Source organism: Mycobacterium sp. 20KCMC460 (assembly GCF_022179425.1).
GTDB lineage: Bacteria > Actinomycetota > Actinomycetes > Mycobacteriales > Mycobacteriaceae > Mycobacterium > Mycobacterium kiyosense.
In genome coordinates this window covers 3,016,285-3,034,394 of record NZ_AP025524.1, presented here as the reverse complement: position 1 = coordinate 3,034,394, position 18,110 = coordinate 3,016,285, and the positions used below count along the sequence as shown (strand labels likewise).

12 protein-coding genes are annotated in these 18,110 nt (G+C 67.8%); 4 read left to right on the top strand and 8 right to left on the bottom strand.

Annotation, left to right across the window (positions count from 1 at the left end; genetic code table 11):
• Window positions 1-118 precede the first annotated feature (118 nt).
• From MKCMC460_RS14145 to MKCMC460_RS14135, 3 genes are read left to right on the top strand one after another with little or no spacing between them, the layout of a single operon-like run.
• Window positions 119-2,461: a PE family protein gene (locus MKCMC460_RS14145; protein ID WP_238305901.1), complete on the top strand. Its 2,343-nt coding sequence runs from the start codon at window positions 119-121 to the stop codon at window positions 2,459-2,461.
• Between the two features lie 26 nt (window positions 2,462-2,487).
• Window positions 2,488-3,435: a hypothetical protein gene (locus MKCMC460_RS14140; RefSeq protein WP_236975147.1), complete on the top strand. Its 948-nt coding sequence runs from the start codon at window positions 2,488-2,490 to the stop codon at window positions 3,433-3,435.
• A gap of 44 nt (window positions 3,436-3,479) precedes the next feature.
• Window positions 3,480-5,333, top strand: coding sequence for a hypothetical protein (locus MKCMC460_RS14135; protein ID WP_238305900.1), 1,854 nt, complete (start codon window positions 3,480-3,482; stop codon window positions 5,331-5,333).
• A 218-nt stretch (window positions 5,334-5,551) separates the two neighbouring features.
• Here MKCMC460_RS14135 and MKCMC460_RS14130 read toward each other — a convergent pair whose 3' ends face one another.
• From MKCMC460_RS14130 to MKCMC460_RS14105, 6 genes are all read right to left on the bottom strand, one after another.
• Window positions 5,552-7,351 (bottom strand): PE family protein, encoded by a 1,800-nt coding sequence (locus MKCMC460_RS14130; RefSeq protein ID WP_236975160.1) that lies wholly within the window; start codon window positions 7,349-7,351, stop codon window positions 5,552-5,554.
• Window positions 7,352-7,454: 103 nt separating this feature from the next.
• Window positions 7,455-10,025, bottom strand: a complete 2,571-nt coding sequence (locus tag MKCMC460_RS14125) for a PE family protein (protein WP_238305898.1) — start codon at window positions 10,023-10,025, stop codon at window positions 7,455-7,457.
• A 123-nt stretch (window positions 10,026-10,148) separates the two neighbouring features.
• Window positions 10,149-12,635 (bottom strand): phenylalanine--tRNA ligase subunit beta, encoded by a 2,487-nt coding sequence (gene pheT / locus MKCMC460_RS14120; protein ID WP_238305896.1) that lies wholly within the window; start codon window positions 12,633-12,635, stop codon window positions 10,149-10,151.
• Window positions 12,635-13,678 (bottom strand): phenylalanine--tRNA ligase subunit alpha, encoded by a 1,044-nt coding sequence (gene pheS / locus MKCMC460_RS14115; protein WP_236975168.1) that lies wholly within the window; start codon window positions 13,676-13,678, stop codon window positions 12,635-12,637. Before pheS ends, pheT begins: the two co-directional genes overlap by 1 nt.
• A gap of 185 nt (window positions 13,679-13,863) precedes the next feature.
• Window positions 13,864-14,673, bottom strand: a complete 810-nt coding sequence (locus tag MKCMC460_RS14110; RefSeq protein ID WP_238305894.1) for a rhomboid-like protein — start codon at window positions 14,671-14,673, stop codon at window positions 13,864-13,866.
• Window positions 14,674-14,682: 9 nt separating this feature from the next.
• Window positions 14,683-15,594: an adenylate/guanylate cyclase domain-containing protein gene (locus MKCMC460_RS14105; RefSeq protein ID WP_236975170.1), complete on the bottom strand. Its 912-nt coding sequence runs from the start codon at window positions 15,592-15,594 to the stop codon at window positions 14,683-14,685.
• 206 nt (window positions 15,595-15,800) lie between these two features.
• Between MKCMC460_RS14105 and MKCMC460_RS14100 the strand changes: the two genes are divergently transcribed.
• Window positions 15,801-16,847 carry an oxygenase MpaB family protein gene (locus tag MKCMC460_RS14100; RefSeq protein WP_236975173.1) on the top strand — a complete coding sequence of 349 codons (1,047 nt, stop codon included), beginning with the start codon at window positions 15,801-15,803 and terminating at the stop codon, window positions 16,845-16,847.
• Between the two features lie 5 nt (window positions 16,848-16,852).
• Here the strand turns inward: MKCMC460_RS14100 and MKCMC460_RS14095 are convergent, their stop codons facing one another.
• Together MKCMC460_RS14095 and rplT are read right to left on the bottom strand one after the other, a co-directional pair.
• Entirely contained in the window at window positions 16,853-17,653 is an 801-nt protein-coding gene (locus tag MKCMC460_RS14095) for an RNA methyltransferase (protein ID WP_236975175.1), read from the bottom strand.
• Window positions 17,654-17,670: 17 nt separating this feature from the next.
• Window positions 17,671-18,060 (bottom strand): 50S ribosomal protein L20, encoded by a 390-nt coding sequence (gene rplT / locus MKCMC460_RS14090; RefSeq protein ID WP_236975177.1) that lies wholly within the window; start codon window positions 18,058-18,060, stop codon window positions 17,671-17,673.
• Window positions 18,061-18,110 lie beyond the last annotated feature (50 nt).

Genomic DNA, 18,110 nt, shown 5'->3' with positions numbered 1-18,110 from the left:
GATATCGGGTTTAAGCCCTCCCCACGATGGGGACTTATTCGGCACGTGTTGCCTCGCTGACGATCGGGCGTCGTCGAGTCAAGAGCGTGTTCATTTGGGTCATCTTGGGGAGATGGACATGTCTGTTTTGATCGTGCCTGAAATCGTTGAGGCGGCTGCCGAGCAACTAGCCGGTATACGCACCACACTGGCCGACATCAGCACTGCGGCGCTGAGCGCTACCACCGAGGTAGCACCCGCCGCCGCAGACGAGGTGTCGGTGGCAATCGCCAAGTTATTCGGCACGTTCGGCAGCGAGTACCAGGCCATCAATGCCCAAGCAACCGCGTATCACGAAGATTTCGTTGCGCTGCTGACTCGGGGCGCCACAGCCTACGCAGCCGCGGAGGCACTCAACGTGTCCGCGTTGCTCGACCTCGGACAACTGGTTACCGCCTTCGAGATCGGCGTCGGCAACCTCGCAACGCAGTTCAGCGGTGCCCTCAACGCCGCATTCGGATTGGGCGGCATCGGCGGAAGTATCAGCGGCACAGGCTCATTGGGTCTCAACGCAGCGACCGCTTTGCGTGCACTCACCGCACTGCCCACCCTGGGAGCGGGACTTGCGCTGCAGACCGGCGGTGCACTCACGTCGGGGCTGGGCTCCGGTTTGGCTCAGGCGGGGCAGTTGATCACCAATGCCGGGGTTGCCCTCGGCAACGCGGGCGCCCTGCTGTCGGTCACCGGCGCCGGCCTGACCGCGCAAGGCAATGCGGCCCTCGAGGCTCTGCTGAGCGGGTCACTTGGCGCCACCTTGACCGCCAGCCTGACCGCCAACTTCAATGCGATGCTGCCCAGCCTGGCTGAACTCGGGCAAACCGGTGGGCTTTTGATTGCCAACATCTCTGCGGCCCTGGGCGCTCTGCCGACGCTGGGCGCCAACATTGCCGGGGCTTTCCAGGGTGGCCTGGACACACTGCTCAACCTGGCCGGCAATTTCACTTTGCCGCCGTTCACATTCCCGACGCTGCCGCCGTTTACGTTCCCGTCGTTGCCGAACCTGGGTGCGATCATCAGCGGGTCGATCGATGCGGGAATCAACGGCCTGGTCAACCTGGCCGGCAGCTTCACGCTGCCGCCATTTGCCCTGCCGCCCTTCACTTTCCCGACTCTGCCGCCGTTCACCTTGCCCAACATTGGTGGGGCGATCAATGCCGGTATCAGCGGGCTGGTCAACCTGGCAGCGCAGCTGCCGTCATTGACGTTGCCGCCGTTCACCTTCCCGAGCCTGCCCCCGTTCACCCTGCCGCCGTTCACCCTGCCCAACATCGGCGGGGCCATCAACGCCGGTATCAGCGGGCTGGTCAACCTGGGCGCCAACCTGGCAGCCCAACTGCCGTCGTTGACGTTGCCGCCGTTCACCTTCCCCAGCCTGCCCCCGTTCACCCTGCCGCCGTTCACCCTGCCCAACATCGGTGGGGCCATCACCGGCGGTATCAACACCCTGATCAACCTCGGCGCCAACCTGGCAGCCCAACTACCGTCATTGACGTTGCCGCCGTTCACCTTCCCGACCCTGCCCCCGTTCACCCTGCCCTCGCTGCCCAACATTGGTGCGGTCATTGGTGGGTCGATCAACGCCGGGATCAACAGCCTGATCACCCTGGCCGGCAGTCTGCACCTGCCGCCGTTGACGTTGCCGCCGTTCACGCTGCCGACCCTGCCGCCGTTCACCCTGCCCAACATCGGCGGGGCGATCACCGGCGGCATCAACACGTTGGTCAACCTGGGCGCCACCCTGGCAGCGCAACTGCCCTCACTGACGTTGCCGCCGTTCACCTTCCCGACCCTGCCCCCCTTCACCTTCCCGACGCTGCCCGGACTGCCCGACCTGAGCCTGGCCATCAACGCAGCACTGTCGGGCAACCTGAGCCTGAGCCTCAACGGTTTGTCCGCGGCGCTAAGCGGTGCTATCTCCACCGGACTCAACGGGCTCAACGCCGCCATCAACGCCGCCTTCTCCGGTGGCCTACCGGCCCTGGGCGCCACCCTGACCGGCGCCTTCAACGGCGGCCTGAACACCTTGATCCAGCTCGGTCAAACCCTGGCCGGCAGCTTCACCCTGCCGCCGATCACCCTCCCGAGCCTGCCGCCGTTCACCCTGCCCAACATCGGTGGAGCGATCACCGGCGGTATCAACACCCTGATCAACCTCGGCACCAACCTGGCAGCCCAACTACCGTCATTGACGTTGCCGCCGTTCACCTTCCCGACCCTGCCCCCCTTCACCCTGCCACCGTTCAGCCTGCCCAACATCGGAGGGGCGATCAACGCCGGTATCAGCGGGCTGGTCAACCTGGCAGCGCAGCTGCCGTCATTGACGTTGCCGCCGTTCACCTTCCCGACCCTGCCCCGTTCACCCTGCCGCCGTTCACCCTGCCCAACATCGGCGGGGCCATCACCGGCGGCATCAACACCCTGATCAACCTGGCGGCGCAGCTGCCGTCATTGACGTTGCCGCCGTTCACCTTCCCGAGCCTGCCCCCGTTCACCCTGCCGCCGTTCACCCTGCCCAACATCGGCGGGGCCATCAACGCCGGTATCAGCGGGCTGGTCAACCTGGGCGCCAACCTGGCAGCGCAGCTGCCGTCGTTGACGTTGCCGCCGTTCACCTTCCCCAGCCTGCCCCCGTTCACCCTGCCGCCGTTCACCCTGCCCAACATCGGTGGGGCCATCACCGGCGGTATCAACACCCTGATCAACCTCGGCGCCAACCTGGCAGCCCAACTACCGTCATTGACGTTGCCGCCGTTCACCTTCCCGACCCTGCCCCCGTTCACCCTGCCCTCGCTGCCCAACATTGGTGCGGTCATTGGTGGGTCGATCAACGCCGGGATCAACAGCCTGATCACCCTGGCCGGCAGTCTGCACCTGCCGCCGTTGACGTTGCCGCCGTTCACGCTGCCGACCCTGCCGCCGTTCACCCTGCCCAACATCGGCGGGGCGATCACCGGCGGCATCAACACGTTGGTCAACCTGGGCGCCACCCTGGCAGCGCAACTGCCCTCACTGACGTTGCCGCCGTTCACCTTCCCGACCCTGCCCCCCTTCACCTTCCCGACGCTGCCCGGACTGCCCGACCTGAGCCTGGCCATCAACGCAGCACTGTCGGGCAACCTGAGCCTGAGCCTCAACGGTTTGTCCGCGGCGCTAAGCGGTGCTATCTCCACCGGACTCAACGGGCTCAACGCCGCCATCAACGCCGCCTTCTCCGGTGGCCTACCGGCCCTGGGCGCCACCCTGACCGGCGCCTTCAACGGCGGCCTGAACACCTTGATCCAGCTCGGTCAAACCCTGGCCGGCAGCTTCACCCTGCCGCCGATCACCCTCCCGAGCCTGCCCCGTTCACCCTGCCCAACATCGGTGGAGCGATCACCGGCGGTATCAACACCCTGATCAACCTCGGCACCAACCTGGCAGCCCAACTACCGTCATTGACGTTGCCGCCGTTCACCTTCCCGACCCTGCCCCCCTTCACCCTGCCACCGTTCAGCCTGCCCAACATCGGTGGGGCGATCAACGCCGGTATCAGCGGGCTGGTCAACCTGGCAGCGCAGCTGCCGTCATTGACGTTGCCGCCGTTCACCTTCCCGACCCTGCCCCCGTTCACCCTGCCGCCGTTCACCCTGCCCAACATCGGCGGGGCCATCACCGGCGGCATCAACACCCTGATCAACCTGGCGGCGCAGCTGCCGTCATTGACGTTGCCGCCGTTCACCTTCCCGAGCCTGCCCCCGTTCACCCTGCCGCCGTTCACCCTGCCCAACATCGGCGGGGCCATCAACGCCGGTATCAGCGGGCTGGTCAACCTGGGCGCCAACCTGGCAGCGCAGCTGCCGTCATTGACGTTGCCGCCGTTCACCTTCCCGACCCTGCCCCCGTTCACCCTGCCGCCGTTCACCCTGCCCAACATCGGCGGGGCCATCACCGGCGGTATCAACACCCTGATCAACCTCGGCGCCAACCTGGCAGCCCAACTACCGTCATTGACGTTGCCGCCGTTCACCTTCCCGAGCCTGCCCCCGTTCACCCTGCCACCGTTCACCCTGCCCAACATCGGTGGAGCGATCAACGCCGGTATCAGCGGGCTGGTCAACCTGGGCGCCAACCTGGCAGCGCAGCTGCCGTCATTGACGTTGCCGCCGTTCACCTTCCCGACCCTGCCCCCCTTCACCCTGCCGCCGTTCACCCTGCCCAACATCGGTGGGGCCATCACCGGCGGTATCAACACCTTGATCAACCTCGGCGCCAACCTGGCAGCCCAACTACCGTCATTGACGTTGCCGCCGTTCACCTTCCCGACCCTGCCCCCCTTCACCCTGCCCCCCTTCACCCTGCCCACGCTGCCAAACCTGCCGGAACTGTCAGCTGCACTGAACGCAGCGTTGTCGGGAAGCCTGGGCGTAGGGCTGAATGGATTGTCTGCAGCGTTCAATGGCGCCATCTCCACCGGACTCAACGGACTCAGCATCGCCATCAATGGCGGGTTGCCAGCCATCACCGGTGTCTTCAGTGGCGGCTTGAACGGCCTCATCACCGCCGGTCAGACCCTGGCGGGCACCCTGAGCGCGGGTCTGCCCGCCCTCAACGCGGCATTCAACAACGCCCTGTCGAGCAGCTTCGGCGCCGGACTCAACGGGCTCACGACCATCTCCGCAGCCTTGAATGGAGCCTTTGGGACAGGCCTGAGCAGCCTGAACGCCGCCATCAACACAGCATTTAGCGCCGGGCTTCCGGCTTTGAATGCGGCCATCACTGGCGGCCTTTCGAACTTCAGCGCGATGATCAACGCCAGCCTCGCCGGCCTGAACGCTTCGTTGACCGCCAACATCAGCGCGAACATCGGTGCGGCGCTGTCGGGATCGATCAACGGTGCCGTCTCAGCTCTGGTGGACGCCGGCCAGGCGCTCTCTGCCACCTTCGGTTCCGGGTTGACCGGTCTGGCACAGGTTGGCGCAGGTCTGACCAACAACCTGCTTGCCGCACTGAGCGGCACCGGCCAGACCGGGATGGCGCTGGCCAACATCTGGGCGAACGCCGTCGCCCAGGTCAGCAACGTGGTGGGCGGTGCGCTGAATGCCAGCATCGGTGCAGGACTGTCGGGATTCGGCCAGACCGGTGGGGTGTTGGGAGCCACCCTCGCAGGTGCCCTCACCGGTCTCACCCAAACTGGCGGTTCCATCCTGACAGCGCTGAACCACACCGCCCTCGACCTCGCTGTTTCGCTCAGCAACGCCTTGCTCAACCTCCAACTGGCGCTGCAGGCCAGCATCGGCGTTTCCGTCGGGACGTAGCAACAAGATCCCCAGCGGCGCGGCACCGGAAGTCTGGTCGGTCTAACCACCGCGGACTTCTGGTGCCGTGGCCGTCCCCGCAAACCTCAGGCCGCGGGATCCGCGAATTCGTTTGTGGCGCAGCAACAATGGCTAGGCACATCAACGGCTAGGCACTGCTCGACCAACGGGTGCCGCCAAGCAGCGCGGCACCACCCGTCTGGATAGGGCAGATCTACTCAGTTAGCGATCGAGTCGGCGAGTGTGCGGAATCCGGTGTTGGCCAACAGTTGGAACAGCCCGCCGAACTTCGTCCCGCCCAAGGTCAGGTTGATCGGGATAGAGATCCCAAGCACGGATATCGGCACCGTCGCCGTGATGGCATGCGGCGGGACAAGGAGGCCGTTGAAGGGCAAGTGCGCGACGACCGGAATGTTGATGGGCCCGGTGAGGGTACTGAGGATAGGAACATCGAACGTGACGGGCAGCGGTACATCCACAATTGCCTCGCCGTTGAGTAGACCGTTCAACACATATGCCGGCGCGTCGACCAGTCCGCCAGCCACCTGGACGGGGTTTCCGGTCGCGATGCCTCCCCCGATCACCGTTCCGGCGGTGGCGAGCCCGTTGAGTCCGGCAACCGGCGCCCCCGCGACGCCGAACAGGAGTGAGAGCGGCAAGCCGAAGTTCGCGCCCAGCACCAGTGCCGGGGGGTTGACTGTTCCGCTGATTGTTGTCGAGACGCTCGTATCCGCCAGCGCGGTAAAGAATCTGCCCAGGTTGTTGGTCATCTGGGCGGGCACGGAATGAGCCGGCATCAAGGTGCTGAGGCCGCTCAGGTTCTGGCCGGGCAGGCTGATCACCGGGAAGAGGTCTCCCACCGGGCCCACCAGCTTGATGTCGGCCAGATTATGGGTGTCGAATCCACTCAGGAAGACGTTGAGCACCGCCGACGTCCCATCGGTGACCGCGAGATGGTATTGGCCGGTAGCCAGATCCTGGTTGACTTTCGCCCAGTCCGACGGGAAATGAGCCAGGTTGGCCGACAAATCCCGATTGAAAGCCGAGAATGACGTGCTGAGCGTCTGCCAGTTCCCCGCCGTGCCGCTGAGCGTGCCATTGACGGCAGTCTGCACCGCCAAGGCCGGGCCGCCCGACATCAGGTACGCCAAGCTCGCCTGCCCCACGAGGGCAGGATGCTGTGCGACGTAGGCCAATTCGGCGCCGATCTGCATCGCGTAGCCCTGCTGGTTGGCGACGATCTGGCGCAGCAGCGGGAACGGGTCGGCGGCAAACGCGGCATTTAGCGCGGCCAGATTGTTGCCGGTGTTGATGAACAGCTGCTGCCACGCCCCGCCAACGGCGGGGGCCGTGGTCACTACACCGGTGGTCGGGAAGAGTCCCGGGAACAGCAGGGAGCCCAGCCCCTGTAATTGGCCGGTGAGGAACTGTCCGCCGGTGCCGCCGATCAGTGCGGAGATACCGGCGCCGAATTGCTGCCCGGCCGAGTTCAATATGGATCCGAACGGCCCGTTACCGACCAGCGACGTCAGCACGCCGTTGCCGCCGATGAGCGGGCCCAGCAGACCGCCGGTGCCACCGAAGAGGATCGGGTCCAGCAGCCCGCCGGAGCCGCCGAGCAGGCCGCCCAGGCCGGTGCCGCTGGTGCTGGTTCCACCTCCGAGAATGCTGCCGAGTAATCCGCCGAGTGGATCGGTCGCGGCTGCTGCGGCCGATGTGTCCAGCAGCTGCTTCTCAGCGTTGGCTATCTCAGCTCCGATATACGCCGCCGCGCTGGTACTCAGAACACGGACGAACTCGGCGTGAAATGCCGCGGCCTGGGCGTTGGCCTGCTGAAATTCTGCTCCCAGCGTGCCGAAGAGCCGCGCCACCGCCGCGGAGACTTCGTCGGAGGCAGCGACCGCGATCTGCGTCGTCGGTGCCGACGCTGCCGCCGCCGTCTCACCTATTGAGGCACCGATATCAGCCAGTTGACCCGTTGCCGTCGCTACCAGTCCCGGATCGATTACCAACGACACAGCCATCTCCCGTCGACGCCTGGCATTCGGGCGGGTGTTACCCCAATGACGTCGCGTTCAAACCCCGAATTTTCGTTCGGGCGGGAAGTGCCGGCGTGTGGCGCTACGAAATCGCAGCTGCGAGTTGCGCCGGTGCGTAACCCAGCAGCGCCGGGACGATGCCGCCGGTGGTCGTACCGCCGAGCACGATGGAGATCGGCGGCAGCGGAGACAGGTTCACGGTTGCGGTGAACGGCCGCAGCGGCGAGAGGATGCCGCCGACCGGAACACCGATGGTCGCCGGAGGCAATCCGGACAGCGACAACGCCAGCGGCAGCGTCACCTGACCGTTGAGGAAGGCGTCGGTGATGGCTGCCGGAGCGTCGACGAGTGAGGTCAAGGCCGCCGAGATGTTGCCCGCCTGAAGCGCGCCGATGAACGTCGTCGCGCTGCTGACCGTCGCCATCGTGCTGGTGAGCGGCGCTCCCAGGGCGTCGACGGCCAGCGCCAGCGGAAGACCGAATGTGATGCTGCCGCTGAGCGTCGCGGCATTGATCACCGCCGCGATATTGGTGTCCAACGCGGTGTTGATCACGTTCGTGACGTTCTGCGCGAAGTCGCCGGGGATGCTCAGTATGGGCAGCAGATCACCCAGGGTGCCGACCAGCTTGATGTTCGACAGATCGGAAGCGTTCAGACCGGTCACAAGGGTATTCAGCACCGCCCCGCCGACTGCGCGCAACGCACCGCTGGTATCTCCCGCCAGCAGATCCTGGAAGGCCACCTGCAAACTGAACGGGATTCCGGCCACGCCGATGGTGAAGTCGCGGGCCGCATTGGTGAGCGACGTCAGGGTCAGCCGCCCGTAGTCGTATTGGTTGGCCAGGATCTGCTGAAGGAACGGCGACGGGTCAGCGAGGTATGCCGTGCCGATGCTGCGCAGGTTGGCGACCGTGTTGTTGAGCAGGTCTTCGTACGGCTGCAAGATCGGGACGCTTGCGGCCAGGCCCGGCGCGGCGGCCGCCGCAGCGGGTAGCCCCAGCGCTCTGAACAAGCTGTGGCCCGGTTGGCCGGCAGCTCCGCTGACCCCGTTCGGTGCGCCGCCGGCGCCACCCACTCCGCCGTCTCCGCCGAAGACGACGGCGTTGCCGCCGTTGCCGCCGGCGCCTCCGCCGCCACCGATGCCCGCCCCGAGTCCGCCGGAGCCACCGACCCCACCCGCACCACCGGCACCGAACAATGCCGTGCCACCACCGGCGCCCCCGACACCGCCGGTACCACCGGCCAGGTTGGTGCGGGCGGTCGAGCCGCCGACACCCCCGAGGCCGCCGTCTCCCCCACTGCCGGCCAGCAAGCCGCCGGTACCGCCCGCGCCGCCCACGCCGCCGGTCCCACCTGGACCGCCCGTCAGGGTGCTGGAATTCGTGTTGTTTCCGCCGGTACCTCCCGTACCTCCAGTACCTCCGTTGCCGAACAAGCCAGCGTGGCCTCCGGCGCCTCCGGCGCCGCCGTTGCCCGCACTGGTCAAGGGCGTGTTATTGGCGCCATTACCGCCGATCCCACCGCCACCACCATTGCCGAACAACAGGCCGGCGCTGCCGCCGGCTCCGCCGACCCCACCCGTTTGACTGGACAGCAGGGAGGTCGAGCCCGCAGCGCCGGCTCCACCGGCGCCGCCGAAGCCCACCAATCCAACGTTGCCGCCGGCACCGCCACTTCCGCTGTTGGTGCCGCCCGCGTTCCCGCCGGCCCCGCCATTGCCGACGAAGGTGCTGCCGCCGCTGCCGCCTCCCGCCGCGCTGCTCGACCCGCCGTCGCCGCCGTGTCCGAAGAAGGCGTTTCCACCGGCACCGCCGGCAGCGGTAAGGCTGGACCCACCGGCACCACCGTTGCCAATGAAACCGCCGTCCGCACCCGCCAGCCCCGACCCGGCCCCGGCGCTACCGCCATTGCCGTAGAAAACCCCGGCGTGACCGGGGGTGCCGCCGGAGGGCCCGCTGCCCCCGCTGCCGCCGTCGCCGAACAGCACGGCGTTACCACCCGCGCCGCCCGCGCCGATGATCGTGCCGATGCCGCCGGCACCGCCCGCACCACCGGCGCCGAACAGCAACCCGCCCCTGCCACCGGCCCCACCGACGCCGACCGCGGTGAGCCCGTCCGTTCCGCCGGCCCCACCGACACCACCGTTACCGATCAATCCGGCGGCTCCGCCGTTGCCGCCGGCACCGCCGTTCGGCCCGCCAGTACCGCCGGCGCCTCCGTTGCCGTACAGCAGCCCGCCGGGCGCGCCGTTTCCGCCTGCCCCGGAACCCGTCCCGGCCGCGCCGTCGGCGCCGTTACCGATCAGCGGGCGGCCCAGCAACGACTGCGTGGGTGCATTGACCACGTCGAGCAGCGACTGCAGCGGTGATGCGGCCGCGGTCTCCGCGGCCGCATAGGACGCCGCCCCGGCGCTCAGAGTCTGGACGAATTGCGCGTGGAAAGCCGTCGCCTGCGCATTGAGAGCCTGGAACTGCTGGCCGTAGGTGCCGAACAACCGCGAGACCGCGGCCGACACGTCGTCGGCAGCGGCGGCCGCCACACCGGTAGTGGGGCCCGCTGCCGCGGCAGCGGCGTCCTCCAACACCGTGCGCAGGCCGGCCAGATTGGCGGCCGCTGATGTAACCAGATCGGGGGTGGCGACTAGGAAGGACATCAGCAGCTCCACTCGATCAATGTCGGAGGTCACCCGATGTGGCCGACGAGAAACGGAGCCTAGTGGCGACAAAAGGTTACGCGCGGGAAAACGTGCCATTTCCACAGCGATCCCGCAGCGTCGTCAGCCGCGCAGGAAGGCTCCGACCCGATCGGCCGCGCAGCGCACCGCGGCGTCGCGGGCCGCGCTCGCGTCGTCCTCGGTCAGGGTGCGGTCCGGCGCGCGGAAACGAAGGGCGAACGTCAGTGACTTTCGGTCGTCGCCGATCTGGGGCCCGACGAACACGTCGAACAATTGGATGTGCTCGAGCAGTGCCCCCGCGCCGTCACGAACGGCATCCAGGACCGACTGAGCGGGTACGTCGGCGGCCACCACCAGGCTGAGATCCTGGAATACCGCGGGGAACGGCGACACCCGCGGCGCCGGCAGTTGCCGGCCGGTCGGTATCGCATCCAGATCCAGCTCGACAGCGCAGGTGCCCTTGGGCAGGCCGGCGCGTTCGATGACGGCAGGATGCAGCTGGCCGGCATGACCGACCAGGGTGTCGCCGACCAGCACCTCGGCGCACCTACCCGGATGCCACGGCAGATGTTGGGCCGCCCGCAGCGTGACGTCGATTCCACTGGCGCGGGCGATAATGCGCACCGCCTCGAATGCGTCGGCCGCCTCGACGGCGCGCCCCGGGCCCCACGGCCCGCGCGGCTCACGCAGCCCGGCCAGCACCGCGGCGACATGTTGCGGCTGGCGCGGCAGCGACGCGTCCAACGCGGCGATCTCGGCATCGGTGGGCCGGCGATCGACCGCGATCAACTCGACGCCACGGGTCTGTTCGGTCGGCTGGACCACCTGGGCGATGGCGAACAGCGCGACATCGCCCAAACCTCGGGACACGTTGCGGCCCAATGCTTCCAGAAGCGCCGGGAGCAACGTGGTGGCCAGCGCCGGGCGGTCGGCCTCGAGCGGGTTGACCACTTTGGTGGTGGTGCGGCGAGCGTCGTCGGGCGGCAGCCCCCACAGGTCGAACACACCGGCCGGCAGAAACGGCGTCGGCAGGATCTCGACGTAGCCCGACAGGGCCAGCGACTTGCCGATCGCGCGGCGGCGCTGCTGGGTAGCCGTCAGGCCGCGTCCCGCGGGTGCGGCGGGCAGCACCGACGGTATGGCTTCCAGCCCCTCCAGCCGTAGCACTTCCTCGACGAGGTCGGCGACCTGCAGCAGGTCCGGGCGCCAGCTCGGTGGAGTCACGGTGAGGGTATCCCCGTCCTGGGCCACGCGGGCGCCGATCTGGGTGAGACGACGCGCGGTGGTGCCCGGCGGGTAGTCGACGCCCGCGACGCGGGCCGGCAGGTCGGCGGTCACCTGGATCGGCGGTGGTGACCAATCCGCCCGCAGCGGGTCGCCGCGCCAGTCGGTCAGGCTCGGCTCGGCAACTCCCCCGGCGATGTCGACGAGCAGCCGTGCGCAGCGATCCAGGACGGCCACCGAGATGGCCGGGTCCACCGCGCGCTCGTACCGGCGCGCGGCCTCGCTGGGCAGGTGGAGCCGGCGCTGGGTGCGCGAGATCGCGGCCGGGTCCCAGACGGCGGCTTCCAGCAGGATCTCGGTGGAGTCCGCGCGCACCTCGGTGCTGGCCGCGCCCATGACGCCGCCGATGGCCGTGGTTGCGACGTCGTCGACGATCAGGACGTCGGCGGGTTCGAGTTTGCGTTCGACGTCGTCGAGGGTGATCACGGTCTCGCCGGGGCGGGCGAAGCGCACCGCGAAGCCTCCGGTGATGCGGGCCCGGTCGTGGGCGTGCATCGGATGGCCGAGCTCGATCATCACGTAGTTGGTGACGTCGACGGCCGGCGAGGTGGGACGGATGCCGGACAGCAGCAGTCGTCGCTGCAGCCACCACGGTGACACCGCCGCCGGATCGATCCCGACGACCGGGCGCAGCGCGAACCGGCGCACCTCCGTCGCCGGGTCGACGGTCAGCGGCCACGCTTCGCCTTCGACGGGCAGCGGCGGAACTTCGGCGGGGTCGACGAACTTCAGGTCGAAGGCGCAGGCGATTTCGCGGGCCAGCCCGCGCACCGACATCGCGTAGCCACGGTCGGGTGTGATGGCGAGGTGAAAGACGACGTCGTCCAGGCCCAGGACGACGGTCGCGTCCGCTCCTGGCTCGGCGGTGCCCGGCGGCAGCACCAGGATCCCGGAATGGTCGGCGCTCAAACCCAGTTCGGCCGCCGAACAGATCATGCCGTTGGAGTTGCGGCCGTAAGTCTTGCGTGCAGCGATCTTGAAGTCGCCGGGCAGCGTGGCCCCCGGAAGCGCCACGGCAACCAGGTCACCCACTTTGAAATTTGTTGCGCCACAAACGATTTCCTGCGGCTGGTCGGCACCGACGTCGACCAGGCAGGCGCGGATGGGTTTCTTGAATCCGCTGAGTTCCTCGATGTCGGTCACCCGGCCGACGGCCAAGGGCCCGTCGACCGGACCGAGCTCGATCACTTCTTCGATCTCGTGCCCGACCCGGACCAGCGCCTCTTGCAGCTCGGTTACGCTGACGTCCCAGTCCGGGGCGCCGGCGCGGACCACATCACGCAGCCAGCTGTACGGAACGCGCATCAGGCGCCCACCCCGAACGGCAGGGAGAAGCGGACGTCACCTTCCACCATGTCGCGCATGTCGGGAATGCCGTTGCGGAACTGCAGGGTTCGCTCCAACCCCATGCCGAAGGCGAAACCCGAGTACTCGTGGGGATCGATGCCGGCAGCCCGCAGCACGTTGGGATGCACCATGCCGCAGCCGCCCCATTCCACCCAGTCCGCGCCACCCTTCTTGCCTTCGAACCACACGTCGACCTCCGCCGACGGCTCGGTGAACGGAAAGAAGTGCGGGCGCATCCGGGTGCGGGCCTGGGCACCGAATTCGGCCCGTGCGAACGCATCGAGGGTGCCGCGCAGGTGCGCCATGGTGAGGCCACGGTCCACGGCCAGGCCTTCGACCTGGTGGAAGACGGGAGTGTGGGTGGCGTCGAGTTCGTCGGTGCGGAAGGTACGGCCGATCGAGATGATGTACACCGGCAGCTCCCGCTCGAGCAGGGTGCGCACCTGCACCGGCGAGGTGTGGGTGCGCAGCAGCTGCCGCGAATTCTCCGGAGCGATGTAGAACGTGTCCTGCTCGCTGCGGGCCGGATGGTCCGGCGGGAAGTTCAAGGCGTCGAAGTTGAACTGCTCGGTCTCGACCTCCGGACCCTCGGCCAACTCCCAGCCCATCGCAACGAACGTGTCGGCGACGTGCTCGGCCAGGATGGTGATCGGATGCCGCGCGCCGGTGGGCTGCCGAGTCGACGGCAACGTGACGTCGATGCGTTCGGCGACCAGCACCGCAGCGTCCCGCTCGGCGCGCAGCGTGGCCAGGCGTTCGTCGTAGCTGCGCTGGACCTCGCTGCGCGCGATGTTGACCCGCTTACCGGCGTCGGCGCGTTGGTCCTTGGGCAGGTTGCCCAGCGCTTGCCGGGCCAGTGCCAACGGGGAACGGTCGCCGAGATACTCGGTCTTGGTGTGCGCGAGCGCATCCAGGCTGTCGGCGCGCGCGATGGCCTGCCGGGCGGCCTCGACCGCTTTCGCCAGGGCTTCCGGCGACAGATCGACGGGTTGATCACCCACGCGGCGGCACTCTCCTTGCTGACGGGGCTGGTCGGCTGTTCCCGCCGCGAGGGGCCTCAGGTTAGCCCGCATCGCCGCCGGGTGGGTTCACGGCACGCTGTGACGCAAGTGCCGATCCTAGTCAAGGTGGCGCCGCCGCGGACCGCGGGGATGCGTGCCGCCGTCACATGGAGCTGTCGGGTGCGTTACCCGTTGACGCTCATCGCGGGCACCGGGCGCTCGCTGAGCTGGTCGCCGCCGGGATCGCGGGACCCGAACAGGCGTGCGGCCAGGTGCGCGACCACGGCCGCGAGCGCACCGACGACCGTTCCGGCCACCATCGACGCAGTGCTGTGCGCGAGGATCAGGAACCCGAACCCCGCCGAGTTCAGCAACATGAAGCAGCGCAGCGGCGTCCAGTGGACCTGCGCACGGAAGCGAGTCGAGATCAGCACCCCCAGCAGGACGGCCACCGCGTGACCTGCGTTGGTGAAGTCGCCCCCGACGACTGCGGCCGTCACGCTCAACGAAATCCACCAGGCGATCCACGCCGGTCGCCAGGGCCGCGGGATGGTGGCAGTCAACGCACCCAGGGCCGCCAGCGCGCCGTAGCTCATCCCGACGTCGCTGGCGCGGGTGATCGTCCACGGCATCCAGCCCATCTTCACCGCTAGGGCCAGCGCAGCGGCCACCACGAGCGTGGCCCCGATGTGACCCACCAGAAACGCCACGATCAGCCGCACCGTGCGCAGGTGCAGTTCGGCGAGCACCAGCAGACAGGTCAAAAACGGCATCCAGAACCACAGCGGACCCGCCTCGACCACAAACGCGCTACCGAGCAGCGTGTGCAGCCGGCCGTGCGACAGGTTGTGCAGATTGGTGCTGGCGTGCCTGATCAGCCGATCGTGGGCCTGCGGGCTCAGCATCAGCATGGTGATGCTGACACCGAATAACGTGGCCATGTAGGCCACGGTGAAGCGAACCCGGAACAGCCGGGCGAAAATCTCGGAAAACATCACCTTCCACTATGCATGGACATTTGTCTCATCCGTGTTATCGCCAGCTGTCAAGTGCCTACCAACCTTGAGGCGATATATCGCCAAGTCAGGTGGGATGCCGGTGAGTTTGCTGGAGAACATCGGCCTGCGCGCCCGCCGGGCGGTGACGCCCATCGCGTCCAGCTCGCTTTGCGGTATCAGATCAAGAGTCGGACTCGAGATCATGATCCCGCCTTTGGTGGCGCGTTCCATCACCCGCGCCGCGATGTTGACGTCGACGCCCAGCCAGTCCGAACCCAGCCGCTGCGGCCGTCCGGTGTGGATGCCGACCCGCATCCGAGGTGTATATCCTTGTACCTCAACGGATTTGATGGCTTCCTCGGCAGCGATGACGGCCTGGACCGCAACGGCAGGGCGCCGGAAGACCGCCATGATGCCATCGCCCGTGCGCTTGACGATGTGTCCGCCGGCATCCAGCAGCGGAGACTCGACGGCGCGCGCCACCTGCCGCAACAAGGCCAAGGCGGCCTCGTCGCCGGCCTGCAGTGACCACGAGGAGTAACCCACCAGATCGGTGAACACCAGCGTCACTTCGGGGTTTGCCGGTTTGCGCGAGACCGCCTCGGTCATCGCCTGCCACACCTGTAACACACCCAGGCTGACCTCGCGCGATGCCGCGTCGCGATCCCCGAGTAACCGGTGGGCGGCGCGGGCCGCGGCACGGGGACCACCCTCACCGGCCGTCGAGAGCGGATCGCCGAATTCGGGGTCGCCGGGCAGCAAGCGCCGGGCCCGCTTGACGAAGTTCACCACGCCTGGGCTGCGGTTGGTGTTGCGGAGCCACCTGGCCGGGGACCGCCGTCGAGGAGCGTCTTCGGCCACCGCCGTCGTGGTCTCGTCGGCTGAGCCGGACTTTGCTCCGTCGGGCGCGACCTCCACCCGGCCAGGGTATTTGGTCCGGACTGACCCGGGCAACGAGGGCTGCGCCACCCCGTGTGCGCTGACGCGACAAACATGCTGATCACGCGGTTACGGCGGCGCTGTGGAGAGTGGGTAACGACGGTGCGACGCGTATGCCGAAATCGTGGACAACGCACGTTGTCAACGCTTATCGTGATCGCAGTACAGGCGCTTTGGAGGCCGTCATGACAGTCACATCGGCAACGACGCCGGCTGACCCGCTCGGGCCCGACTCGCTGACGTGGAAGTACTTCGGAGATCTGCGCACCGGGATGATGGGCGTCTGGATCGGCGCGATCCAGAACATGTACCCGGAACTGGGCGCGGGTGTCGAAGAACACTCCATCCTGCTGCGCGAACCGCTGCAGCGAGTGGCCCGCTCGGTGTACCCGATCATGGGTGTGGTCTACGACGGCGACCGCGCCGCCCAGACCGGCCGGCAGATCAAGGGCTACCACTCCACCATCAAGGGAGTCGACGGCGAGGGCCGCCGCTATCACGCCCTGAACCCCGAGACCTTCTACTGGGCGCACGCGACGTTCTTCATGCTCGTCATCAAGGTGGCCGAATACTTCTGCGGCGGCCTGACCGAGGCCGAGAAGCGTCAGCTGTTCGACGAGCACGTGCAGTGGTACCGCATGTACGGGATGAGCATGCGTCCGGTGCCCAAATCGTGGGACGAATTCCAGGAGTACTGGGAGCGCGTGGGCCGAGACGAGTTGGAGATCAACCAGGCGACCCTGGACATCTTCAACATGCGCATTCCCAAGCCGAAGTTCGTGCTGATGCCCACTCCCGTCTGGGACCAGATCTTCAAGCCGCTGGTGGCCGGTCAGCGCTGGATCGCGGCCGGCCTGTTCGAGCCCGCCGTGCGAGAGAAAGCCGGGATGCACTGGACGCCGGGCGACGAGATCCTTTTGCGCGTGTTCGGCAAGATGGTCGAGCTGGCCTTCCTGGCCGTGCCCGACGAGATCCGGCTGCACCCCCGCGCGCTGGCCGCCTACCGCCGCGCCGAAGGACGGGTCCGCAGCGACGCGCCACTGGTCGAGGCACCCGCGTTCATGGCACCGCCGCGGGATCGGCGCGGCCTGCCCATGCATTACTTTCCGCCGCGCCCCCGGTCACCGCTGGACCCGGCCAAAGCGTTGATGGAGCGCGCGGGTTCGCTGGTGCACAACACCTTGTCAATTGCTGGGTTGCGACCGGCCCGGGGACGCAGCCGGGCGGCTTGAGGTTTTCAGCCGCGCGACCCCAGCCGCAACACACGCGAACTCTGATACAGGCAGATCGCCGCCGCGGCCGCAACATTGAGGCTCTCCGCTGCTCCGGCCATCGGGATACGCAGGCGGCGATCGGCCTGGACCGCGATTTCGGTGGGCAGCCCGTGGGATTCCGGCCCGAACAACCATGCCGTCGGGTCGCCCAGCAGCCCGTCGGCGTCATCCAGGGAGATCTCCCCGTCCACGGTGGTGGCCAGCAACTGCAGACCGGCCGCGCGCAGCCGGCCCAACGCGTCCGCGGCATCGTGGGCAACGATGACGGGAACCGCGAAGATGCTGCCGGCGGAGGCACGCAAGCACTTGCCGTTGTACGGGTCCACGCTGTGTCCGGCCAGCACCACCGCCGCGGCGCCCATGGCATCGGCGATCCGGATCAAGGTGCCGGCATTGCCGGGTTCACCGATTGCGACGGCGACGGCGATCAGCCTCGGCGAGCTGTCGAGCACCTCGTCGAGCGTGGTCTGCGGAATCTCACACACGGCCACCAGACCTGCCGGTGTGACGGTGTCCGACAACGACTTGGCGGCGCGCTCGGTCACCAGGTGCACCGGTGCGGCCTGTGCTGCCAGCAGCGCCTCGTGGCGGCGCGCGGCGTCTTCGGTGACGAAAACCTCACGAACCAGGCCGCGCGCCGCAGCCGCCTGCACCAGGTTGAATCCCTCGGCCAGGAACCGCCCGTCGCGGCGCCGGCCCACGTGACGGTGCAACTTGACCGCCGCGGCCACCCGGGCCGAACGTTCGGTGAGCGCGGCCTGCACAGCCCGCGACCAGCCGGTTAGGCAGCTTCTCCGGAGGGAGCGTTGACGTCCTGGGGCAGCGCGGCGCGGGCGACCTCGACGAGCGCGGTGAACGCCGCCGGATCACTGATCGCGATGTCGGCGAGGTTCTTGCGGTCGACCTCGACACCCGCGGCCTTGAGGCCCTGGATCAGCCGGTTGTAGGTGATGTCGTTGGCACGCGCGGCGGCGTTGATCCGCGAGATCCACAACTTGCGGAACTCTCCCTTGCGGGCACGACGGTCGCGGTAGGCGTAGTTCAGCGAATGCAGTTGCTGCTCTTTGGCTTTGCGGTAGAGCCGGGACCGCTGACCGCGGTAGCCCTTCGATGCCTTCAGGACGCTGCGCCGCTTCTTGTGGGCGTTGACCGCCCGCTTCACGCGTGCCATGGGTGTTCCTACTCTCGTTCAAACTTTGGTCGGGCTCTAACAGCCCGGAA

Coding starts and splice junctions, on each gene's coding strand:
- MKCMC460_RS14110 (WP_238305894.1), bottom strand. CDS start 14,673: ATGTTTTCCGAGATTTTCGCCCGGCTGTTCCGGGTTCGCTTCACCGTG.
- pheT (WP_238305896.1), bottom strand. CDS start 12,635: ATGCGCGTTCCGTACAGCTGGCTGCGTGATGTGGTCCGCGCCGGCGCC.
- rplT (WP_236975177.1), bottom strand. CDS start 18,060: ATGGCACGCGTGAAGCGGGCGGTCAACGCCCACAAGAAGCGGCGCAGC.
- MKCMC460_RS14125 (WP_238305898.1), bottom strand. CDS start 10,025: ATGTCCTTCCTAGTCGCCACCCCCGATCTGGTTACATCAGCGGCCGCC.
- MKCMC460_RS14145 (WP_238305901.1), top strand. CDS start 119: ATGTCTGTTTTGATCGTGCCTGAAATCGTTGAGGCGGCTGCCGAGCAA.
- MKCMC460_RS14100 (WP_236975173.1), top strand. CDS start 15,801: ATGACAGTCACATCGGCAACGACGCCGGCTGACCCGCTCGGGCCCGAC.